This window comes from Dyadobacter chenwenxiniae (assembly GCF_022869785.1).
GTDB lineage: Bacteria > Bacteroidota > Bacteroidia > Cytophagales > Spirosomataceae > Dyadobacter > Dyadobacter chenwenxiniae.
The window spans coordinates 4055453-4072737 of record NZ_CP094997.1; the positions used below are offsets into that span (position 1 = coordinate 4055453).

At 45.0% G+C, this 17285-nt stretch carries 17 protein-coding genes; 9 read left to right on the forward strand and 8 right to left on the reverse strand.

Annotated elements, in window-relative coordinates:
* Positions 1 to 3: 3 nt before the first annotated feature.
* Positions 4 to 648, reverse strand: a complete 645-nt coding sequence (locus MUK70_RS17325) for a thioredoxin family protein (RefSeq protein WP_234654060.1) — start codon at positions 646 to 648, stop codon at positions 4 to 6.
* A gap of 279 nt (positions 649 to 927) precedes the next feature.
* On the opposite strand from MUK70_RS17325, the gene rplU reads away from it, so the two are divergent.
* From rplU to MUK70_RS17355, 6 genes are all read left to right on the forward strand, one after another.
* On the forward strand, positions 928 to 1239 hold the full coding sequence (gene rplU, locus MUK70_RS17330) for a 50S ribosomal protein L21 (protein WP_244784438.1): 312 nt from the start codon (positions 928 to 930) through the stop codon (positions 1237 to 1239).
* Between the two features lie 42 nt (positions 1240 to 1281).
* Complete coding sequence (rpmA, locus tag MUK70_RS17335) at positions 1282 to 1587, forward strand: 50S ribosomal protein L27 (RefSeq protein WP_234607978.1); 306 nt, start codon at positions 1282 to 1284, stop codon at positions 1585 to 1587.
* A 156-nt stretch (positions 1588 to 1743) separates the two neighbouring features.
* Positions 1744 to 2340, forward strand: coding sequence for a NifU family protein (locus MUK70_RS17340; RefSeq protein ID WP_234654061.1), 597 nt, complete (start codon positions 1744 to 1746; stop codon positions 2338 to 2340).
* A gap of 80 nt (positions 2341 to 2420) precedes the next feature.
* Positions 2421 to 3512, forward strand: coding sequence for a hypothetical protein (locus MUK70_RS17345; RefSeq protein WP_234654063.1), 1092 nt, complete (start codon positions 2421 to 2423; stop codon positions 3510 to 3512).
* A gap of 30 nt (positions 3513 to 3542) precedes the next feature.
* Complete coding sequence (locus MUK70_RS17350; RefSeq protein WP_234654065.1) at positions 3543 to 4589, forward strand: ferredoxin--NADP reductase; 1047 nt, start codon at positions 3543 to 3545, stop codon at positions 4587 to 4589.
* A gap of 448 nt (positions 4590 to 5037) precedes the next feature.
* Entirely contained in the window at positions 5038 to 6102 is a 1065-nt protein-coding gene (locus MUK70_RS17355) for a LacI family DNA-binding transcriptional regulator (RefSeq protein ID WP_234654067.1), read from the forward strand.
* A gap of 20 nt (positions 6103 to 6122) precedes the next feature.
* On the opposite strand, the gene MUK70_RS17360 is transcribed toward MUK70_RS17355, so the two are convergent.
* The 3 genes from MUK70_RS17360 to rbfA form a co-directional block, all read right to left on the reverse strand.
* The gene (locus tag MUK70_RS17360; RefSeq protein WP_234654069.1) at positions 6123 to 8690 is read right to left on the reverse strand and encodes a M1 family metallopeptidase; all 2568 of its coding nucleotides are present in this window, start codon (positions 8688 to 8690) and stop codon (positions 6123 to 6125) included.
* A gap of 82 nt (positions 8691 to 8772) precedes the next feature.
* Positions 8773 to 9999 carry an ABC transporter permease gene (locus tag MUK70_RS17365; RefSeq protein ID WP_234654071.1) on the reverse strand — a complete coding sequence of 409 codons (1227 nt, stop codon included), beginning with the start codon at positions 9997 to 9999 and terminating at the stop codon, positions 8773 to 8775.
* Between the two features lie 16 nt (positions 10000 to 10015).
* Positions 10016 to 10399, reverse strand: coding sequence for a 30S ribosome-binding factor RbfA (gene rbfA, locus MUK70_RS17370; protein ID WP_234607971.1), 384 nt, complete (start codon positions 10397 to 10399; stop codon positions 10016 to 10018).
* 101 nt (positions 10400 to 10500) lie between these two features.
* Between rbfA and MUK70_RS17375 the strand changes: the two genes are divergently transcribed.
* Entirely contained in the window at positions 10501 to 11913 is a 1413-nt protein-coding gene (locus MUK70_RS17375; protein ID WP_234654073.1) for a hypothetical protein, read from the forward strand.
* On the opposite strand, the gene rpiB is transcribed toward MUK70_RS17375, so the two are convergent.
* Positions 11910 to 12341, reverse strand: a complete 432-nt coding sequence (gene rpiB / locus MUK70_RS17380) for a ribose 5-phosphate isomerase B (protein WP_234607969.1) — start codon at positions 12339 to 12341, stop codon at positions 11910 to 11912. The two genes, MUK70_RS17375 and rpiB, sit on opposite strands and share 4 nt — an antisense overlap.
* 181 nt (positions 12342 to 12522) lie before the next feature.
* Between rpiB and MUK70_RS17385 the strand changes: the two genes are divergently transcribed.
* On the forward strand, positions 12523 to 13242 hold the full coding sequence (locus tag MUK70_RS17385; RefSeq protein ID WP_234608138.1) for an LOG family protein: 720 nt from the start codon (positions 12523 to 12525) through the stop codon (positions 13240 to 13242).
* Positions 13243 to 13263: 21 nt separating this feature from the next.
* On the opposite strand, the gene MUK70_RS17390 is transcribed toward MUK70_RS17385, so the two are convergent.
* A complete protein-coding gene (locus MUK70_RS17390; RefSeq protein WP_234654075.1) occupies positions 13264 to 14241 on the reverse strand; it encodes a ComEA family DNA-binding protein in 978 nt (325 codons plus the stop codon).
* 105 nt (positions 14242 to 14346) lie between these two features.
* Positions 14347 to 15390 (reverse strand): DUF4097 family beta strand repeat-containing protein, encoded by a 1044-nt coding sequence (locus MUK70_RS17395; protein ID WP_234654076.1) that lies wholly within the window; start codon positions 15388 to 15390, stop codon positions 14347 to 14349.
* Between the two features lie 103 nt (positions 15391 to 15493).
* On the opposite strand from MUK70_RS17395, the gene MUK70_RS17400 reads away from it, so the two are divergent.
* Entirely contained in the window at positions 15494 to 15724 is a 231-nt protein-coding gene (locus MUK70_RS17400; RefSeq protein WP_234654078.1) for a hypothetical protein, read from the forward strand.
* A gap of 25 nt (positions 15725 to 15749) precedes the next feature.
* Here the strand turns inward: MUK70_RS17400 and MUK70_RS17405 are convergent, their stop codons facing one another.
* Entirely contained in the window at positions 15750 to 17099 is a 1350-nt protein-coding gene (locus MUK70_RS17405) for a GH1 family beta-glucosidase (protein ID WP_234654079.1), read from the reverse strand.
* Positions 17100 to 17285: the final 186 nt, after the last annotated feature.

Below are 17285 nucleotides of genomic sequence, written 5' to 3' on the forward strand. Positions count from 1 at the left end.
GCACTAATTTTTCCATTTAATCGCGCAGCCGACCGGTTTGGTAATGGTCGTCACAACCGGTTTGCCGCTTAAAAGATTACTAACCGCCTCATCTGCATACAATTTGGTTACGCCAGCCGGGTCTTGCGGATTATCGTCGATCATACCAATGTAACGCACCGTAAACTTTGCCCCGTTTTTTTGTAAAATATAAACCTGCGGTGTTCGTCCCGCTCCGAACGCTTTTGCCACTTGCTGGGCATCGTCTGCCAGATACGGATAACCATATCCTTTCGAAGCTGCGCGCTCTTTCATTTTTTCAAATGTATCGTCCTGATGTGTCGCCGGGTCACTTGGATTGATCGCTATGACGGGGTAACCCTGGGAGGCGAATTTATTGTTGAGCGCAATGATGCGGTCCTCATAAGCTTTGGCAAAAGGACAATGGTTGCTCGTAAAAATCACGATCACGCCTTTTGCATTGTTAAAATCGTTCAGGGAAACCATGCTGCCGTCTGTACCTTTCAGGCGGAAACCGGCAGCTGCATCGCCCACCTGATAACCTCCCGACTGCTTAGTTTCAGTTAATAACAACCGGAGATCAACAGCCTTTGCCGGGGTGAACAATCCTACACTTAAAACCATCGAAACCCATAAACAAATTTTCATTTTTTTGCTTTTTAAACGCATTCTATGGTTAGACGTAAATGGATGGAATAAAGTAACAAATCGGATTGTTAAGTTTTGTTAATTCATTGAATGAACGTTGTGACGGCTGGTTATCATATAAAGGTAATGTTTTGAACAAGTTTAACTATATGGCAGCAAATAATTATACATTACTACACCAAAAGTTGTCGAACATTTGCGTTAAAGCATTGTTATTCTGTACGCAACTGTCTATCTTTGCACCTCATTTTAGAAATCAGTTTTACATAATTTATTAACATGTACGCAATCGTAGAAATCGCAGGTCAGCAATTTAAGGTTGAAAAGGGTCTCGAAATCTTCACGCATAGGCTTGAAGGTGACGTGAACGCTGCTCTTGTGTTTGACAAAGTCCTTCTGGTTGATACCGCAGGCACAGTACAGGTAGGTCTTCCAACAGTAGCTGGTGCTTCTGTTAAAGCAACTGTTCTTGAACACCTTAAAGGTGAAAAAGTGATCGTCTTCAAAAGGAAAAGACGTAAAGGTTACAAAGTTAAGAACGGTCACCGTCAGTATCTGACGAAGATCAGCATTGACGAAATCGTAGCTTAATCAATTTTAAATAAAGAAATTATAATTAATAGTTAAGATATCATGGCACATAAGAAAGGTGTAGGTAGCTCGAGAAACGGACGTGAATCGGAAAGCAAGCGTCTGGGAGTAAAATTATTCGGTGGCCAGCTTGCCAAAGCAGGAAATATCCTGGTTCGTCAGCGTGGTACGAAACACAATCCTGGTAACAACGTAGGCATAGGCCGTGACCATACTTTATTTGCATTGGTTGAAGGCAATGTAGTTTTCCGCAAAACGCGTCAAAACAAATCATACGTTCACATCGAACCAACTGCTGTTGCAGCAAACGCTGTTGCAACTGAGGCTCCTGTAACAGCAGAAGCTTAATCAGCAAAGGTCAAGAATTTGACAATTAGAGAACCCGAAGGATTTATAGTCCTTTGGGTTTTTTTATGTTTAAAGGAAGGCACCAAACCAAAATACCAGTTTGCTTGTTTACCAAAAACAAGTCATTTACCCGTTTAAAACATACTTACCCATAAAATGCTAACACGCCCGGTTTTTGTATATACAGAGTTGAGTCCGAATCCCAATTCGATGAAGTTTGTGCTGAACTTCGAGTTGGTGCCCGATGGACTTTCATTCGATTATCCTTCGCTGGAAGCTGCTTTGGAAGAAGGAAAAGCCTCCCCGCTGGCTTCGGACCTCTTCCAGTTTCCACATGTAAAAAGGGTTTTTATAGCCAGCAACTTTGTTACCATTACCAAAGATGATGACATTGCCTGGGAAGAGGTTTTGAGAGACACAAAACAGTTTATTAAAATCTATTTCGAAGAAAATCACCCTGTGTTTGAACAACAAACGATTGATAAAAACACATTGATCGTCGATTCCCGGGATTCTGATACAGTTCAAAAGATAAAAGCGGCGCTGGATCAATACGTGCGTCCGGCTGTTGAATCTGATGGAGGTGCCATCAATTTCCATTCTTTCAACGAAGATTCAGGTGTTGTGAAGGTGTTGTTACAAGGCTCTTGCAGCGGTTGCCCGTCTTCCACATTGACGTTGAAGGCAGGCATCGAAAACCTGCTGACGCGCATGGTTCCCAATGTTAAGGAAGTGGTTGCCGAAGGTGTTTAATATATCATCAAGCTTAACGAGAAACCCTGTCCACGCGATGAGGTTTCTTTTTTTATGCCCTTTTTTGTTAGTTTCGGCACATGAAGCAATCGCTGCCATTTTTTCTGAAACAAATAGAAAGTCTGCAATCGAAAGGCGCGCGCTACTTCCCGGCGGGCATCTTCCCGGCGCACAGGCAGAACAGCATGATCGGTTACCGACGACCGGACACGACGATTTTCTTCTCCACAATCATTTGCTTCACACTACAATCTATTGCAAAATATGCAGACGTAGAACAGCAAAAAACCATTGAACGGATCTGTAATAATGTGATTAAAAATTACCCTGCTTTTCAAAACAAAGACGGGCTCAAAACATATAATTTCTGGAAAACCAAGCCGTCGCGACATTTCCCAAACGGCCACATTTTCCACCGTTTTGAACATTTCCGCATTCCCGACGATGTGGATGACACCGCATTTATTTACCTGACAACCAAGCCAACCACTATTGAACTTGCCTGGCTGAAAGAGAAAGTTAAACTTCATGCAAACGGGACAAAGCTGAGCGTCCGCAACACATTTGAAGAATACAAAAGCCTCAAAGCCTACTCCACATGGTTTGGCAAAAACATGTATGTAGAATTCGACGTTTGCGTCCTAAGTAACTTAATGTACTGCATTCTTCAATACGATCTACCTCTGAATGAGCACGATGAGGGCAGTTTGGAATATATCCGCTCGGTGATCGAAACAGATCGATACATTGCAATGCCATTCCGATGTGCACATCAATATCCGCGGACACCACTCATTATTTACCACGTCGCACGCCTGATAGCGGCTTTCAATCCGCCTGCTTTGCAGCCAGTTAAGAGCAAATTAATTGCTGATGCACAGCGTATTTTAAAAACAACTAATAATGCTATGGATAAGGTCATAATTTCCTCTTCACTGATCCGACTTGGCACGAAAACGGAGCACATTGACATTCAAAACTTCACCAAAAGGGATTTTAAGGGATTCTTTTTCTTTATTGCCGGCCTGCTTACTGCTTACGAGAATCCAGTGCTTTACAAGGTAGCTATCAACCCGTTGTTTCATATGCATTGGATCTGTGAAGCGCATTGCTGGACGCTCCTGGCCGAATATGAGACGCTTTGGAACAACTCCGTGCAAAATATGCGTTAAGTCCCAATTCGATCACAGACCAGCTACCACATGTCCGAAGCCACGATTTCTTTGCAGGTTAAGCAAATTATCACTGAGGCAACCGATGCCAAGACCTTTATTTTCGAAAGAACAAACAAGCAGCCTTTCACTTATAAGGCGGGGCAATTTCTTACGTTCCTGATCCCCATGCACGGACATGAAACCCGTCGCTCCTACTCCATGAGCTCCGCGCCAGATGTGGATGAGAATCCGGCTATTACAGTTAAACGAGTCCCTAATGGTGAAATTTCACGGTTTTGGATCGACAATGTTAAGGTTGGTGATCGGTTTAATGTGTTGCCGCCTTCGGGTCGGTTTGTCCTGGAAGATTCATTAGGAACTGCGCGTGACATTGTGCTGATCGCGGCAGGGAGTGGCATCACCCCTCTTTTTTCTATTTTAAAACAAACCCTTATCCAGGAAAAGCACAGCAACATTACACTGCTTTATGCCAGCCGCAATGCAAAACATGCGCTGTTTCATCACCAGATTGAGCAATGGCAGGAAAGCTTCCCGGAACGCCTGAAAGTCATCCACATTCATAGTCAGCCTCTGGAAGACTGGAATGGTCTCCGAGGCCGGATCAACAATACGCGATTAGAACAAATGGTCAGCAAATCGCTGCGTTTCCAACCTTTAAAAGCCCGGTTCTTCATTTGTGGCCCTTATGAATTAATGCGTTCGGTTGAGATTACGTTGTATTTCATGGGATTTTCTGCTTTGCAAATCCGGAAAGAGAACTTTGTTATCCCGAGCCCCCCGCCACCACCACGGATTTCGTACCCACATGTGGTGAAACTCAATTTTCGGGGCCAGGAGCACGACCTGTTCGTTCCAGCCCATACAACCATTCTGGATGCCGCCCTTGCTGCCGGAATTCATCTGCCTTATAGCTGTAAAGGCGGGAGATGCGCTACGTGTGCGGGCATATGCAGGAGCGGTGAGTTACACATGACCGTGAATGAGGTCCTTACCGATCGCGATTTGCAGGACGGCTGGATCCTGACATGCTCCGCTTACGCCGATTCAGAAGGCGTTTCCATTGAAATTGTGTAGCCCTGTTAAGTAAAAAGCGCACGAATGTGACTTCGTACGCTTTGTCATGGATTTAGGATTAGCAGAAAAATGGGTAGTAATTCTGGAAAAGGTTAAAGGTTAGGTTCTTTCAGTTGTTAAGGACGAGGAACGTAGAATAATATTTTAATTGAGATCTTCCTGACAAAATTAATTGTAAAATTGATTAATCCAACCAAATTGCAAAAAAGTGTTCGAGCACACAGGCAAAAATGCACATCGGGATCGTACCCGGGCGTTACCGAAAAAATGGATTTTTATAGGGTAAAACTAAATTCATTTTGGGAGAATCTCAAATTTATCATAAAAAAAATTTGAAAAGTATTGTCGTCGCTGCATTAGTTTATTTTAAACCGTATATCCTTCAAATAAAAATTTGATATTCGCCTTAGCAACCGAAAAACGAAAGCGTATTGAAGACCGAAAGAAAGTGAAAAAAAGAATCGTCAGAATAAAAGATATAGCAGAAAAGGCCCAAACATCGAAAGGAACCGTAGATAGGGTTTTACATAACCGCGGCCGTGTTGCTGATGATGTGCGCGAACGGATTTTAAGCATTATTAAAGAGCTTAATTATGAACCCAACTTTATTGCGCAGTCGTTAAAATCGCAGCGGACGTATAATCTGGCCGTTCTAATCCCTGACCCGGATGCCGATTCATACTGGGAAGCACCAAAAAAAGGGTTGGAAAAGGCTGAAAAAGAGCTAAGGCAGTATGGCGTATACATTAGTCTGTTCATTTTCAATTCGCATGAGGAACAGTCTTTTATTTCCAAAGCCAGGGAGGTTTCAAAAGAGCATCCTGATGGTGTTCTGATCGCCCCGGTTTTTTATAAAGAAGCATTGCCGTTTTTTGAAGAATGGGCCAATTTAAACATTCCCTATGTCCTCTTTAACACGCAAATCGAGCACGTTAACCCACTTTGTTACATTGGACAAGACTCCTATCGCAGCGGTTCACTGGCTGCCAAAATCCTGAGTTTCGGTTTGCAGTCACCAGGAACCGTTTTGGTTGCACACGTCAATGAAGATATTTCCAATTCCGCTCACTTAATCACAAAAGAGGCTGGCTTTCGGGATTATTTTGGAGCAGATAAGCACGAATCGAAGTTTAAGATCATTAGTAGGGAAATCAATTTCCCTGACGGCGAAACGCTGGATGATCAACTGGATGCGATATTAACGGAAGAGCCTGAAATAAAAGCGGTTTATGTGACCAATTCCAAAGCATTTGAAGTGGCTTCCTATTTGGAAAAGAAGGCTCTGACAGACATTAAACTCGTTGGTTACGACCTTTTGAAACCAAATCTGAATTACCTGGAAAAAGAAATTATCAACTTCCTGATCAATCAAAATCCGTTGGGCCAGGGTTACTGGGGAATTCACCAGCTGGCCAATTTTCTGGTGTTCAAGAAAGATATTCAGCCGATCAAATTCCTGCCGCTGGACATCATTACCAAGGAAAATCTGGACTATTATCTGGATCCGCAGTAAAATTACATTTTGAATGTGGCTTACAGATCACCAAACTGGCTATACATTTCTTTCAGCTTGGGCTCTGTTTCTTTTGCACGGATATCTTTCCGTAAAGCCACCACGCCCTGAATGTCTGTAAGTAGACCTAACGCCTGAAATGCGCCAAACCGAACGAAATAGGAAGGATTATCGCGCGCCAGGCCTTCAAGGACCGGAATGCTCTTGCGTTGCACATCCTGCTTGGATTTGATCAGATACTTCCCAAAAACCTGTAAGAAATTGTATTTTTCCGTAGGCTTCATGGCTTTCATTTTTTCCAAAAACCAATCAAACCGTTCTGGCTGCGCAAGTCCTGCATAATAATTACCAACCGAAGTCACAATGGCGTCGTTAGGGCTGTTTTCGAACTGAGCCGCTATTTCATTGGCATCCGTAGGCTGGGCCATCAGATATTTCTCGATAGCAACAGAAATGACCTGATAGGAACTATCGCTCAATGCTTCCCTAAAAATGGAATCGCTGTTATTATCGCCAAAAGAAGCCAGTATGATCATCGCCTCCGAGCGCACCTGCGGGTGGGCATCCATACGGGCAGCGCTTTGGATCGTTTTCTCAATATCCGCGAAGCCATCACCATCATATTCCGAAAAGTTGCTGATTGCCATCTGACGGAATTTCCAGAATGGATCGGTCATGGCTTTCACCAAAATGGCGCGGGCCAGCGTGTCTGTGAGGCTTCCCTCCAATGATGCCAATGCTTCGTATTTATGCAAGAAACGATCACTGTTCACATACTGAAACTCCATTTCACGCCTGTTTTTCTCATGTTCTACAACGCCCAGTAACTGGGCATCCGCATCAAAAACAACCAGATCAGGTTTTTTGGCGGCTGGAAATTCGAGCGTTTGGGTTGCTTTGTCAACCACCACATTATACTGGCTTTTCTTGCCGCTTACCCACACATCCACTTTCAGAGGAAGGCGATACACTGTTGTTGCCAGCGTATCCTGGGTTTGTTTTAGTTTTAAAAGCACCTTTCCAGACGCGTATTCCTGCTGGATCTTAATCGTAGGATGTCCCGGACGCTGAAACCACTGGTCGAAAAACCAGTTCAGATCTTCACCGGTCACTTTTTCGAAAGACATTCTCAGATCATCAATCTCCGCGGTCCCGAACGCATGCGTTTTGAGATAATTTTGCAGAGAAGCAAAAAAGGCATCGTCACCCACGTAATTGCGCAGCATATGCAGGATACGTCCTCCTTTTGCATAGGAATGGCTGTCAAACATATTTTCGCGGTCCTTGTAAAAATAGCGGATCATCGGAACCTGCTTGGTTTCGGATTCGGCCAAATAAGCTTTCATTTCCTGCAAATTCTGCCAGTCAGCTTCGTATTTGCCATTGTCATATTCACTCCACAAATATTCCGAATAGTTTGCAAAAGACTCATTCAAAGGCAGTTGACCCCATTCTTCACAAGTCACATAATCTCCAAACCAATGATGCGCCAGCTCGTGCGCGATCACAGCGTCCGAATTGCCGTCGACCAGCGAGCGGGCATCATTCTGAACTCCTTCCTCATGAACCGTGGCGGTTGTATTTTCCATAGCGCCGGCCACAAAGTCTCTTACGGCGATCTGTGCGTATTTCTCCCAAGGATATTCAACGCCGAAAACGTTGGTAAAAAAACCCATCATTTCAGGTGTCCGGCCGAAAATGGCGTGTGCGTCCTGACCGTACTTTGGCTCCACATAATAACTAAGTTCTAAACCATTGGGCATCATATCTTTGGCCACCACGAAATCGCCGACTGCCATCATCGCCAGATAAGGCGCGTGCGGAAGCGTTTGCTTCCAATGATCCGTTCGGGTTCCTTTTTTACCTTCATTCTGCGCAACCAGCAGACCATTTGACAAGGTTTTGTAAGTGCTGTCTACGGTAATGTAAAAGTCCTGCGTAAATTTTTGGTTAGGCGCATCAATGGTCGGGAACCAGCAGCTGCTTCCTTCGGTTTCGCCTTGCGTCCAGATTTGTTTCGGTTTACCTTCATCCATTCCATCCGCATTGATGAAATAAAGTCCTTTTTCAGAAGCGCTGTCGCCGGGTTTGTCCCGCGGAACATCGTTAGGACGGGCTACGTAATCGATTTTGACGTAAACTGTGTCTTTTCTGGTGTAATTCTGGTCGAGCTTGATCAGCAATTTTCGCTTATCGTAGGTGTATTCCAGCTTGTTCTTGATTTTGCCCTGAATTTCCTCCGCAGACAATGCGCCGTAATCACCCACAGTGTCCATTAAGGAGATGCTTTTTATATCAAAACCCTTCGCATCCAGCTCTAATGTGTTTTGCGGATAAAAATGTGGTTTAAACATTATAACAGCGGACGCAGGGACCTGCTGTTTTTCCCAATCAAAGGCCACATCAAGACGGGTGTAAAGAATGTCACATTTCCTGGGCCTTTCAGGGCGGTAAGGGCCTAGTTTCGAAACCGATCCCGGATTTCTTCTCCTTAATGTATCCGCAAGTTCCGTAGCATCGGCAGGAACTGAAAGCAATAAAAATGCTGCGTAAAATGTATAAATCAAACGGCTAAAAAAAAGCCTCATATCGTTGCCGTTTCTTTTGAAGTTGGTCGTGTGGAAGTAAGTCAAAGTGATTCAGTTAATATTTGTTCTTCTCTTTTAAATATCAGGTTGGCAGGATCCGCCCCGCCTCTGCCGCTCTCCGTGCTGGAATGTACGACACCAGCATTGTTATGATAACGACGATAATGCCGGTATAGAGTATATCTTCCCATATTAATTTGACGGGATAAGCATCCACCAACGAAGTCGCCATTCCCATCGAAACCAGTCCGTATTTCAATTGCAGCAGGCATAATGCAACGCCGCCGCCCAGTCCGGCAATCGCGCCTGAAAACGCTACAATAGCGCCTTCGGCCAGGAAAATCCTTCTGATCAACCCGGGCGTTGCGCCGAGCGCATAAAGCATGGAAACATCCTTTTTTTTCTCAATCGCCAGCATGCTTAGCGAGAAGAAAATGTTAATTGCAGCTACTAAAATAATGAAAGACAAGGTTATAGCCACAAAAAGTTTTTCCAAACGGATGGCGCGAAGCAAGTCGGAATTGAGCGAATTCCGGTCCCTCACTACAAATCCGTTTCCAATTTTCCCGGCGATCTCGCCACTGACCTTTCCTTCACTGAACCCGGGCTTAATCTGCACTTCCAGCGATGACCTTTCACCTTTGTATTCCATCAAACCTTCTACCAGCTTAATGGGCGCAATCACGTAATCATCGTAACGCGTTTCTATAAAAAATATGCCGCCGGGCCTGAGTGACAAATGGTTGAATGCTTCCGCAGAAGTGAGATTGAGCGTTTTCGTGCCCGTTTTGGGATACATTAATTGCAATGGCGTGATAATGTCGTCCAGTGAAATGGACAGAGCATTCCGCACACCTTCCGCAATGATGCCATACGGTGTTCCGCCGTTGCCGTAAAGTTGCAGCGAGCCTTCTATAACGGCTGTATCCAGTTGTCCTTGCCGCTCAAATGTGCTGTCTACGCCTTTCAGCCGGACAATGATCTGCTGATTGCCATATTGCGCCAATGCATTGTCCTCCACAACCTGCGTAACCAGCTTAACGCCCTCGACGGATTTGATTTTCTGAATAAAAGCATTATCCACCTTGAACCGCTTTCCTTCCGCGGGCGTGACCTTAATATCCGCATCGAAAGTTTTGAAGATCTTGCGGTTCAGGTCTTCCATTCCATTAAAAACAGAAAGCACCACCACCATTGCCATAGTTCCCACGGCCACACCGGCCATAGCAATCCGGGCTATGACGCTAATGAAGCTGCGTTTGTTCCTTGAAAAAAAATAGCGGACGGCGATCCGGTAAGAAAGATCCATTTAGTAGGCGCTTTAATCAATTGGATTCTTCTTCCTCGTCAGGTTGAGCTGGTGGGATCACGATATCCGAAAAAAGCAGATCCATTTTGGCGGCATACTCCGCAGTATCGTCCATATAAAATTGTAAATGGGGCACGATGCGCAGCTGGTGACGCACCCTTTCGGCTAATTTCTGGCGTATGAATTTGGTATTTTCCTGAATCGTTTCCAGTAAGATCGATTTATTTTTATCAGGCAAAAAACTCAGATATGCTCTTGCAATGCTCAGGTCAGGCGTAACGCGAACGGCCGTAATGGTAACAAAAGAGCCATTCGTTAAATGATGTGCGTCCTTTTGAAATATCTCTCCAAGATCCTTCTGAATCTGCCTCCCTACTTTTTGTTGTCTTTTAGATTCCATGTTTCAAAAGTACAAATATCCGGACTTATTTTGTTTTTGTAGAATGCGGAGTTGTAATTTCGTGAAAGTTATTCTGATAAGATACATAATCCGCATACTTCTTGCTAAGTTTTTTTCGCGTCAACGCACGGTATCAGACCATCAGTCTGGTAGTATTTTTCTTACTGCTCCGCCTTCCATTTTTCCTGGGTGGTGCGCCGCTGCTTATCCCCGAACTAAGCTGGATGCTCGTAGGCGAGCAGATGGGCCGTGGCTTTATGCTCTACCGCGATGTGTGGGATAATGTGAGCCCCTTTTCGGGCCTTACTTACTGGCTTATCGATACGCTATTCGGGCGGGAACAATGGATTTACCAGCTGGCAGCCATCACCGTTTCCATCGTCCAGATCCTCTATTTCAATTACGTTATACATTCCCGGGAAGTTTTTCCGGAACGCACATTCCTGCCAGGCGCACTGTATGCGCTGTTTCTGAACATTTCTTTCGACATGGGCACATTATCACCCATGCTGATGGCCAATACATTCCTGCTTTTTGCTTTTGGTTCCATTGTCAAGATTCTGGTCAGGCGGGAAGTTACGCCGCAGGTTTTTGAAATGGGACTCTATATCGGGATTGCAACATTGTTTTATCTGCCTGCTTCATTGTTTATGATCTGGGCATTTCTGGCTTTATTGTTTTACACCGGCTCCACGGTCCGGCACCATTTACTGGGTTTATTCGGGTCTGTTTTTCCTTTACTAATGGTCGTGCTGTTCTTTTATATGAACAATAGCATCGAAAGCCTGAACAGGAACTTGCTAACCTCCGTTTTTCAGGTTAAACAATATAATCTCAATGATTTTTCCTCACTGCTTGCATCCTTATTGCTTCCGCTGGGCTTCGGGGTGATGGGTTTTATGCGGATTTTTACCACGCTGCGGTTTGTCAATTACCAAACGCGTATCCAGCAGGTGATGGCGCTGTGGTTCATTATCGCCGTGTTCACTATTCCGCTGATGCAATTCATGGCGCCAATGCAGTTCGTCATTTTCATTCCTCCCGCGGCTTTTTTCGCAACCCATTATTTTCAGAGTTTTAAAAAGAAAAGCTGGGCGGATGAGCTGCAATTTATCACCATGGGCACAGTAATTCTTTTGATCCAATATCAGGGATTACGGGGCATTATACCGGGACTTTCGATGGGTAAGCTGGAAAATCTGCGCGCCAAACAAGCTGAACTGCCTGAACAAATTCAAAAAAAGCGCGTGCTGGTGCTGGGACAGCATTCAGGGGAATACATTAATAATTACACCGCAACACCTTATCTTAACTGGGAACTGGCCAGCTACGATTTGCGGAATCTCGACAATTTTGACAGCGTGATCCATGTGTATGATAATTTCAAAAAGGACCCGCCCGACTATGTCATTGACAAAGTAAACATTATGCCGAAACTGCTTTACCGCGTTCCGGCATTGAGAAATCAATATGAATTAAGCCCCTGGAAAGGGATTTATCAGCGCAAAATTTAGCACGCAATTTTGTCAACGCGTGTCTGGTGACGGCCACCTTCGAATTCGGTTGCGAGAAATGCGCCTACGCTTGCCAGTGCCGTTTCCAGTTCGATAAATCGAACGGGTAGGCAAATTATATTTGCATCGTTGTGCTGGCGTGCTAAGGCTGCTAACGGCAAGTCCCAAACCAATGCTGCACGGATTCCCTGGTGCTTGTTAGCCGTAATGCAAACACCCTGACCACTGCCGCATAGCAACACGCCTTTTTCGAACTCGCCACTTTCAACGCCGCTGGCAACAGGATGGGCGAAATCTGCATAATCCGCAGAATCAGCACTGTATGTCCCAAAATCCTTCACTTCAAAACCATTCGTGGTCAACCAGTTAATGACTGGCTCTTTGTAAGGAAAACCCGCGTGATCCGAACCGATAGCAATTTTTCTCATTACTTTTTTGTTAATTGTAACCGTCTGCTTTTATTATCAGCGGCGGTTAAAGTTAATATTTTATAATTTTAATGATGCAGGTAACAAAGTTATAATTATCTGCTTCAACAACTAAATCGAATGACCGAATATGAGTGAAGGAGCAAAACCAACCAATGCCGAATTAATAGATGTTTCCCTCATGAATCCCGCGGTTCCGGAAGATGAAAAGCGGATTAAAGAGGCTTTTGAAGACCGGAACTGGAATGAAATAAAAAGTGCAGATTCATGGGTTGTATTTAAAGTAATGGCCGAGTTCGTCGAAGGATTTGATAAGCTCGCCAAAATTGGCCCTTGTGTTTCCATCTTCGGATCGGCGCGAACGCTTTCGGACAACCCCCATTACAAAACCGCCGAAGACATTGCAGCAAAGCTTGTAAGGCACGGATATGGCGTTATCACAGGCGGCGGGCCGGGGATTATGGAAGCCGGTAACAAAGGCGCACGCGAGCAGGGCGGGAAATCTGTCGGACTAAATATCAAACTCCCTTTTGAACAACATAGCAATATTTATATCGATCCCGACAAGAACATTAACTTCGATTTCTTCTTTGTGAGGAAAGTAATGTTCGTGAAATATTCACAAGGGTTTATTGTCATGCCGGGCGGTTTCGGAACATTGGATGAAATGTTTGAAGCGATGACTCTGATCCAGACCAAAAAGATCGGCCGCTTCCCGATCGTCCTCGTTGGAACCAGTTACTGGACCGGGTTGCTCGACTGGATTAAAGGAACCATGCTGACCGAAGGGAATATCAATCCCGAAGATCTTAAACTGATCAGCGTGGTGGACACTCCGGACGAAGCCGTGAGAGTGATTGATAATTTCTACAATAAATACATGTTGAAACCCAACTTCTAAGCATTCAAAACGAGCCATATCTCAATCAAAACGAAGATATGGCTCTATTTTTTTGAGCATAACATCATCTATGACGCGCACTTTCCTGAGATCGTCGATTGTGTGAAATGGTCCGTGTTGATTGCGATAATTGATAATGGTCGAGGTGATCCTTTTGTTTTTGAAATAAGAATGCTTGCTCAATTCCTCGGCCGTAACGCTATTAATGCTGATTTTTTTCACTGCGCTACTAACCTTTCCATATTGCTGAAGTTCTGAGAGAGCCAGCGAGTCCAGCCCAAAAATCTCCTTGTATTGGTCCGGAGAATGAAACCCGCCCAATGCGTCACGGAATTTCAGAATGCGCAGGGAGAGTTTACTTCCGATTCCCCTTAACATCACCAGCTCCGTTGTATCGGCTGTATTCATATCAAAGGCGGCCATCACAGGCTTAACAGGCTTCCTGAATGTTGGGTAAGGCGCTTTTTTGTTTATATCCGGTTTCTTCGTTTTGCCGGCGCCGGGTTCAAGTGCAATTTGTGAATCGAAAACAATGTGTTTTTCCAACTTGTGAAAAAGCCCGGATGGGAAATCGTAAATGTTAAGCAAATCTTCCTTCTTCCGGAACTTGCCGCCTTTCGTGCGAAACTTCTCGATTCGTTTTGCTAGGAATGCAGGAATACCCAATGTTTCAAGCTGATCAATGCTCGCTAAGTTGGGATCAAAATCAAAAACCCTCACTGGTTTTGGCGGCCTTCTGGCATATTCCTTTTTTGGAAATGGCTTAAATTCTCTATTCTTGGATTGATTTGCCTTTTCAAGCGCAGCAGCGAGACTATCCAGCATTTCCAGATTAACCGGTTGCTCTTCAATGGGCAAAACAGGCAGCAAAAACCTTCGGAATAAAAAAGGAAACCATAACAAGAACAAGCAAAGCACCATGAGGACGAGCGCGCCTCTCGCTTCCTTTTTTGAAATACCAAAATACGATTGCAGCAAGTCTGCCAGTTTACGAAACATATGTCAAAGCGATGAATTTATGCTTTGACGCAGATTTTGAAATGAAGTCACAAAAAAAGCTGCGAAGACGCCCTGGCATCTCCGCAGCTTATGGATACTATCGGGTTATTGGTTTACAAAAACACTTCCGCTGCTTGCGGAAAGCGTCACCGGAATGCCGCCGCCATTCATTTTGCCCCGAACGCGGTCCTTCTCAGCTTCCCCGTCAAAGTTTTTGAGGGAAATGTTAACTTTATTGCCTTTCAAATCCAGATCAACACCTTTGTCCATCGGCATTGTTACGCGCACGCTTCCTGCCGAACTCGAAAGATCCACATACTCGCCTAATTTAGCCATTTCCACCTCAATACTGCCTGCGCTCGTGCTGGCTCTTAAACTTCCTGAAACATTCGCAAGCCTTACCGAACCGCCCGACGTGCCGGTGTTCAGTGATCCCTTGATGTCGTCCCCTTTCACACTTCCGCCGCTGGTGCGCGCTTCAATGTCGCCTTCCAGGCTGTTCAACATAATGCTGCCTCCCGAAGTTTTGAGCTCAATTTTGCCGGTCAGCTCGGTCGCCTTGATGCTTCCGCCGCTGGTGTGCAGTTCAATGTCCTTTTTACAATTGCTAACATCAATGCTGCCTCCCGAAGTTCTGCCACGGATCACACCGTCCAGATCGGACACTTTCAGGCTTCCGCCGCTGGTAGTAAAATTTTGCTCACCGCTCAGCGATGCAATGTGAATGCTCCCGCCGCTGGTTTTAAGATTTGTCGCAATGTTTCTCGGAGCTGATACTTTGAAGCCGATGGAAATGTTGCGCTTATCATTCCATTTCACATTGTTTTTGCGTTTTGCAGTCGCAACCACCCGGTTTCCCTCTGTGCCGATCAAAATGTCGTAGTCTTCCAGGCGGTCCTCAATTTCTTCTTTGCTTAAATTATCCTTCCCATTCCAATTGTTAGGCCTGACATACATATCTACCTGAAATCCGCTGCTCTGCCCACCGTTCACCGTAATAGACCCGCCAGAAGTTTCAACGGCTAGCTCTTTGAGATTGGCGCTGTTGAAGTTTTTGGTCACATAAGGTTTATCATGATCACTCTGGGCCGAAACAGCGCCGACAGTGAACAATGAAAGCATTATTAATAGTAGGTTTCTCTTTGTCATGTCTAATATGATTAGGTTTTGGGGAATGATGACAAAATCGGTGGAGAGGTTGCACCGGCGGTATGATTTTTGGAATAATATATTAATTACAAAAAGTAAAACTATGAAAACCTTTCACGTTGAAGTAATGAATGAATCAGAAGAGGAACTGATCACCAAAATCCTTGAAAACCTGAAACAAAAAGGAATGATCAACTTTTTTGAAAATCACAATGATGCCGCAAGCAGTAAGCCTGTGTCCGCTTCGGAAGAACAAGTTCAGGAAATCATCGACGAGGCCGAGCTTGGGCCTTATTACTCCGAAAAAGAAGCAAAAAATATTCTGAATTTATAAATCAACCACATTTACCCGCAGCGTTTCAGGCTTTCAGGAAAGATGCAAACCATTTACCTGAATCCTTGATCATGCGCTTCTGGTTATGAAAATCTACGTAAACCAGTCCGAACCGGGCATCATAACCTTCTGCCCATTCAAAATTATCCACGAGCGTCCAGGCCAGATAGCCTTTCACATTGACGCCATCCTTTTTTGCTTTCAGGATCGCATTTAAATAGTTCTGATAAAAAATTTTGCGATCGATATCCCGAACTTCATCTCCATCAATATTATCCTGAAATGCTGCACCGTTTTCTGAAACGATGATTTCTTTGATGCCTTTATAAGCATCAAATTGTTTAAGGATATCATACATGCCATCACTGCTGATTTCCCAGCCCATGGCCGTTACCGGGACATTCCTCAGTCTTGCGGGCACTTCTTTCAGCCAAACCACCGGAGCAAAATAGGAATGCTTCACGACAACACTGAAATAATTCTGTATCCCAATGAAATCGAAGTCAAAACGAAGCCGTTCGGCATCCCCGGCGTGCATATATCTTTTAATGTTGCCTAAAAACCCAAAAGCATCGATGGGATAACCTAAACCCAACGCAGGTTCGATAAACAGGCGGTTCATCAGCGCATCAGCACGCTTTGCAGCACGCAGGTCCTTCAGGTTCTGGCTTGCCGCATGCACATAGGAGCAGGAAATGGCCGTTCCAATATAAGCCCCTGCGACATTGTCCCGGATCACCTGGCCGCCAATGGACTGGCATAGAGCCAGATGGTGCACAACCGGAAGGAAATTCGCAATACTTTTTTTCCCCGGGGCGTGCAGCCCGGTGGTGTAACCGAGCCCCGCAACGGCCATGGGTTCGTTCAATACAATCCACTTTTTCACCCGGTCGCCAAATGCTTTTGCACAAATAGTGGCATAGGATTCAAACCATTCCAGAATTTTTCTGCTTTTCCACCCGCCCAGATCTTCCAGCGCTTGTGGCAAGTCCCAGTGATAAAGCGTGATCCAGGGAATAATGTTCAGAGACAGGCATTTGTGGATCACCCGATTATAAAATGCGATGCCCGCCTCGTTAATTTCGCCAAACCCATGCGGCAAAATGCGCGACCAGGAAATGGAAAACCGGAATTCCTTGAATCCAAGGGTCCGGACAAGCTCGATGTCGCTCTCATATTGATGGTAAAAATCGCAGGCAATGTGCGCATTATCGCCGTTTTTGATTTTCCCTTTGATCTTGGCGAACTTATCCCAAACGCATGGCCCTCTGCCATCCTCGTCCACCGCGCCCTCAATCTGATAAGCGGCTGTGGCCACTCCCCAGCTAAAATCATCGCCAAAATCCTGCTTACTGAAATGAATGTCCCCGATCACTGATTCAACATTATGAGCCGGAAAGTTAGCAACATATTATAAAAGAAAAGCCTTCACCCGTTAATTACGAATGGAGGAGCGCACGATGGGCCGTAAAAAAAGCAGACTGCTAATTGGGAGATTATGGAGCCTGTGCAAAACCCGCGTGACCTTTGATCCATTCGTCTAACACATGGAGGACGTCGG

What these genes read in the sequence shown, in the direction of transcription:
- rbfA (WP_234607971.1), bottom strand. Translation starts at nt 10,399, where the DNA reads ATGGAATCTAAAAGACAACAAAAAGTAGGGAGGCAGATTCAGAAGGAT.
- MUK70_RS17385 (WP_234608138.1), top strand. Translation starts at nt 12,523, where the DNA reads ATGAATCCCGCGGTTCCGGAAGATGAAAAGCGGATTAAAGAGGCTTTT.
- MUK70_RS17360 (WP_234654069.1), bottom strand. Translation starts at nt 8,690, where the DNA reads ATGAGGCTTTTTTTTAGCCGTTTGATTTATACATTTTACGCAGCATTT.
- rpiB (WP_234607969.1), bottom strand. Translation starts at nt 12,341, where the DNA reads ATGAGAAAAATTGCTATCGGTTCGGATCACGCGGGTTTTCCTTACAAA.
- MUK70_RS17400 (WP_234654078.1), top strand. Translation starts at nt 15,494, where the DNA reads ATGAAAACCTTTCACGTTGAAGTAATGAATGAATCAGAAGAGGAACTG.
- rplU (WP_244784438.1), top strand. Translation starts at nt 928, where the DNA reads ATGTACGCAATCGTAGAAATCGCAGGTCAGCAATTTAAGGTTGAAAAG.
- MUK70_RS17365 (WP_234654071.1), bottom strand. Translation starts at nt 9,999, where the DNA reads ATGGATCTTTCTTACCGGATCGCCGTCCGCTATTTTTTTTCAAGGAAC.
- rpmA (WP_234607978.1), top strand. Translation starts at nt 1,282, where the DNA reads ATGGCACATAAGAAAGGTGTAGGTAGCTCGAGAAACGGACGTGAATCG.
- MUK70_RS17395 (WP_234654076.1), bottom strand. Translation starts at nt 15,390, where the DNA reads ATGACAAAGAGAAACCTACTATTAATAATGCTTTCATTGTTCACTGTC.
- MUK70_RS17325 (WP_234654060.1), bottom strand. Translation starts at nt 648, where the DNA reads ATGAAAATTTGTTTATGGGTTTCGATGGTTTTAAGTGTAGGATTGTTC.
- MUK70_RS17345 (WP_234654063.1), top strand. Translation starts at nt 2,421, where the DNA reads ATGAAGCAATCGCTGCCATTTTTTCTGAAACAAATAGAAAGTCTGCAA.
- MUK70_RS17390 (WP_234654075.1), bottom strand. Translation starts at nt 14,241, where the DNA reads ATGTTTCGTAAACTGGCAGACTTGCTGCAATCGTATTTTGGTATTTCA.
- MUK70_RS17340 (WP_234654061.1), top strand. Translation starts at nt 1,744, where the DNA reads ATGCTAACACGCCCGGTTTTTGTATATACAGAGTTGAGTCCGAATCCC.
- MUK70_RS17350 (WP_234654065.1), top strand. Translation starts at nt 3,543, where the DNA reads ATGTCCGAAGCCACGATTTCTTTGCAGGTTAAGCAAATTATCACTGAG.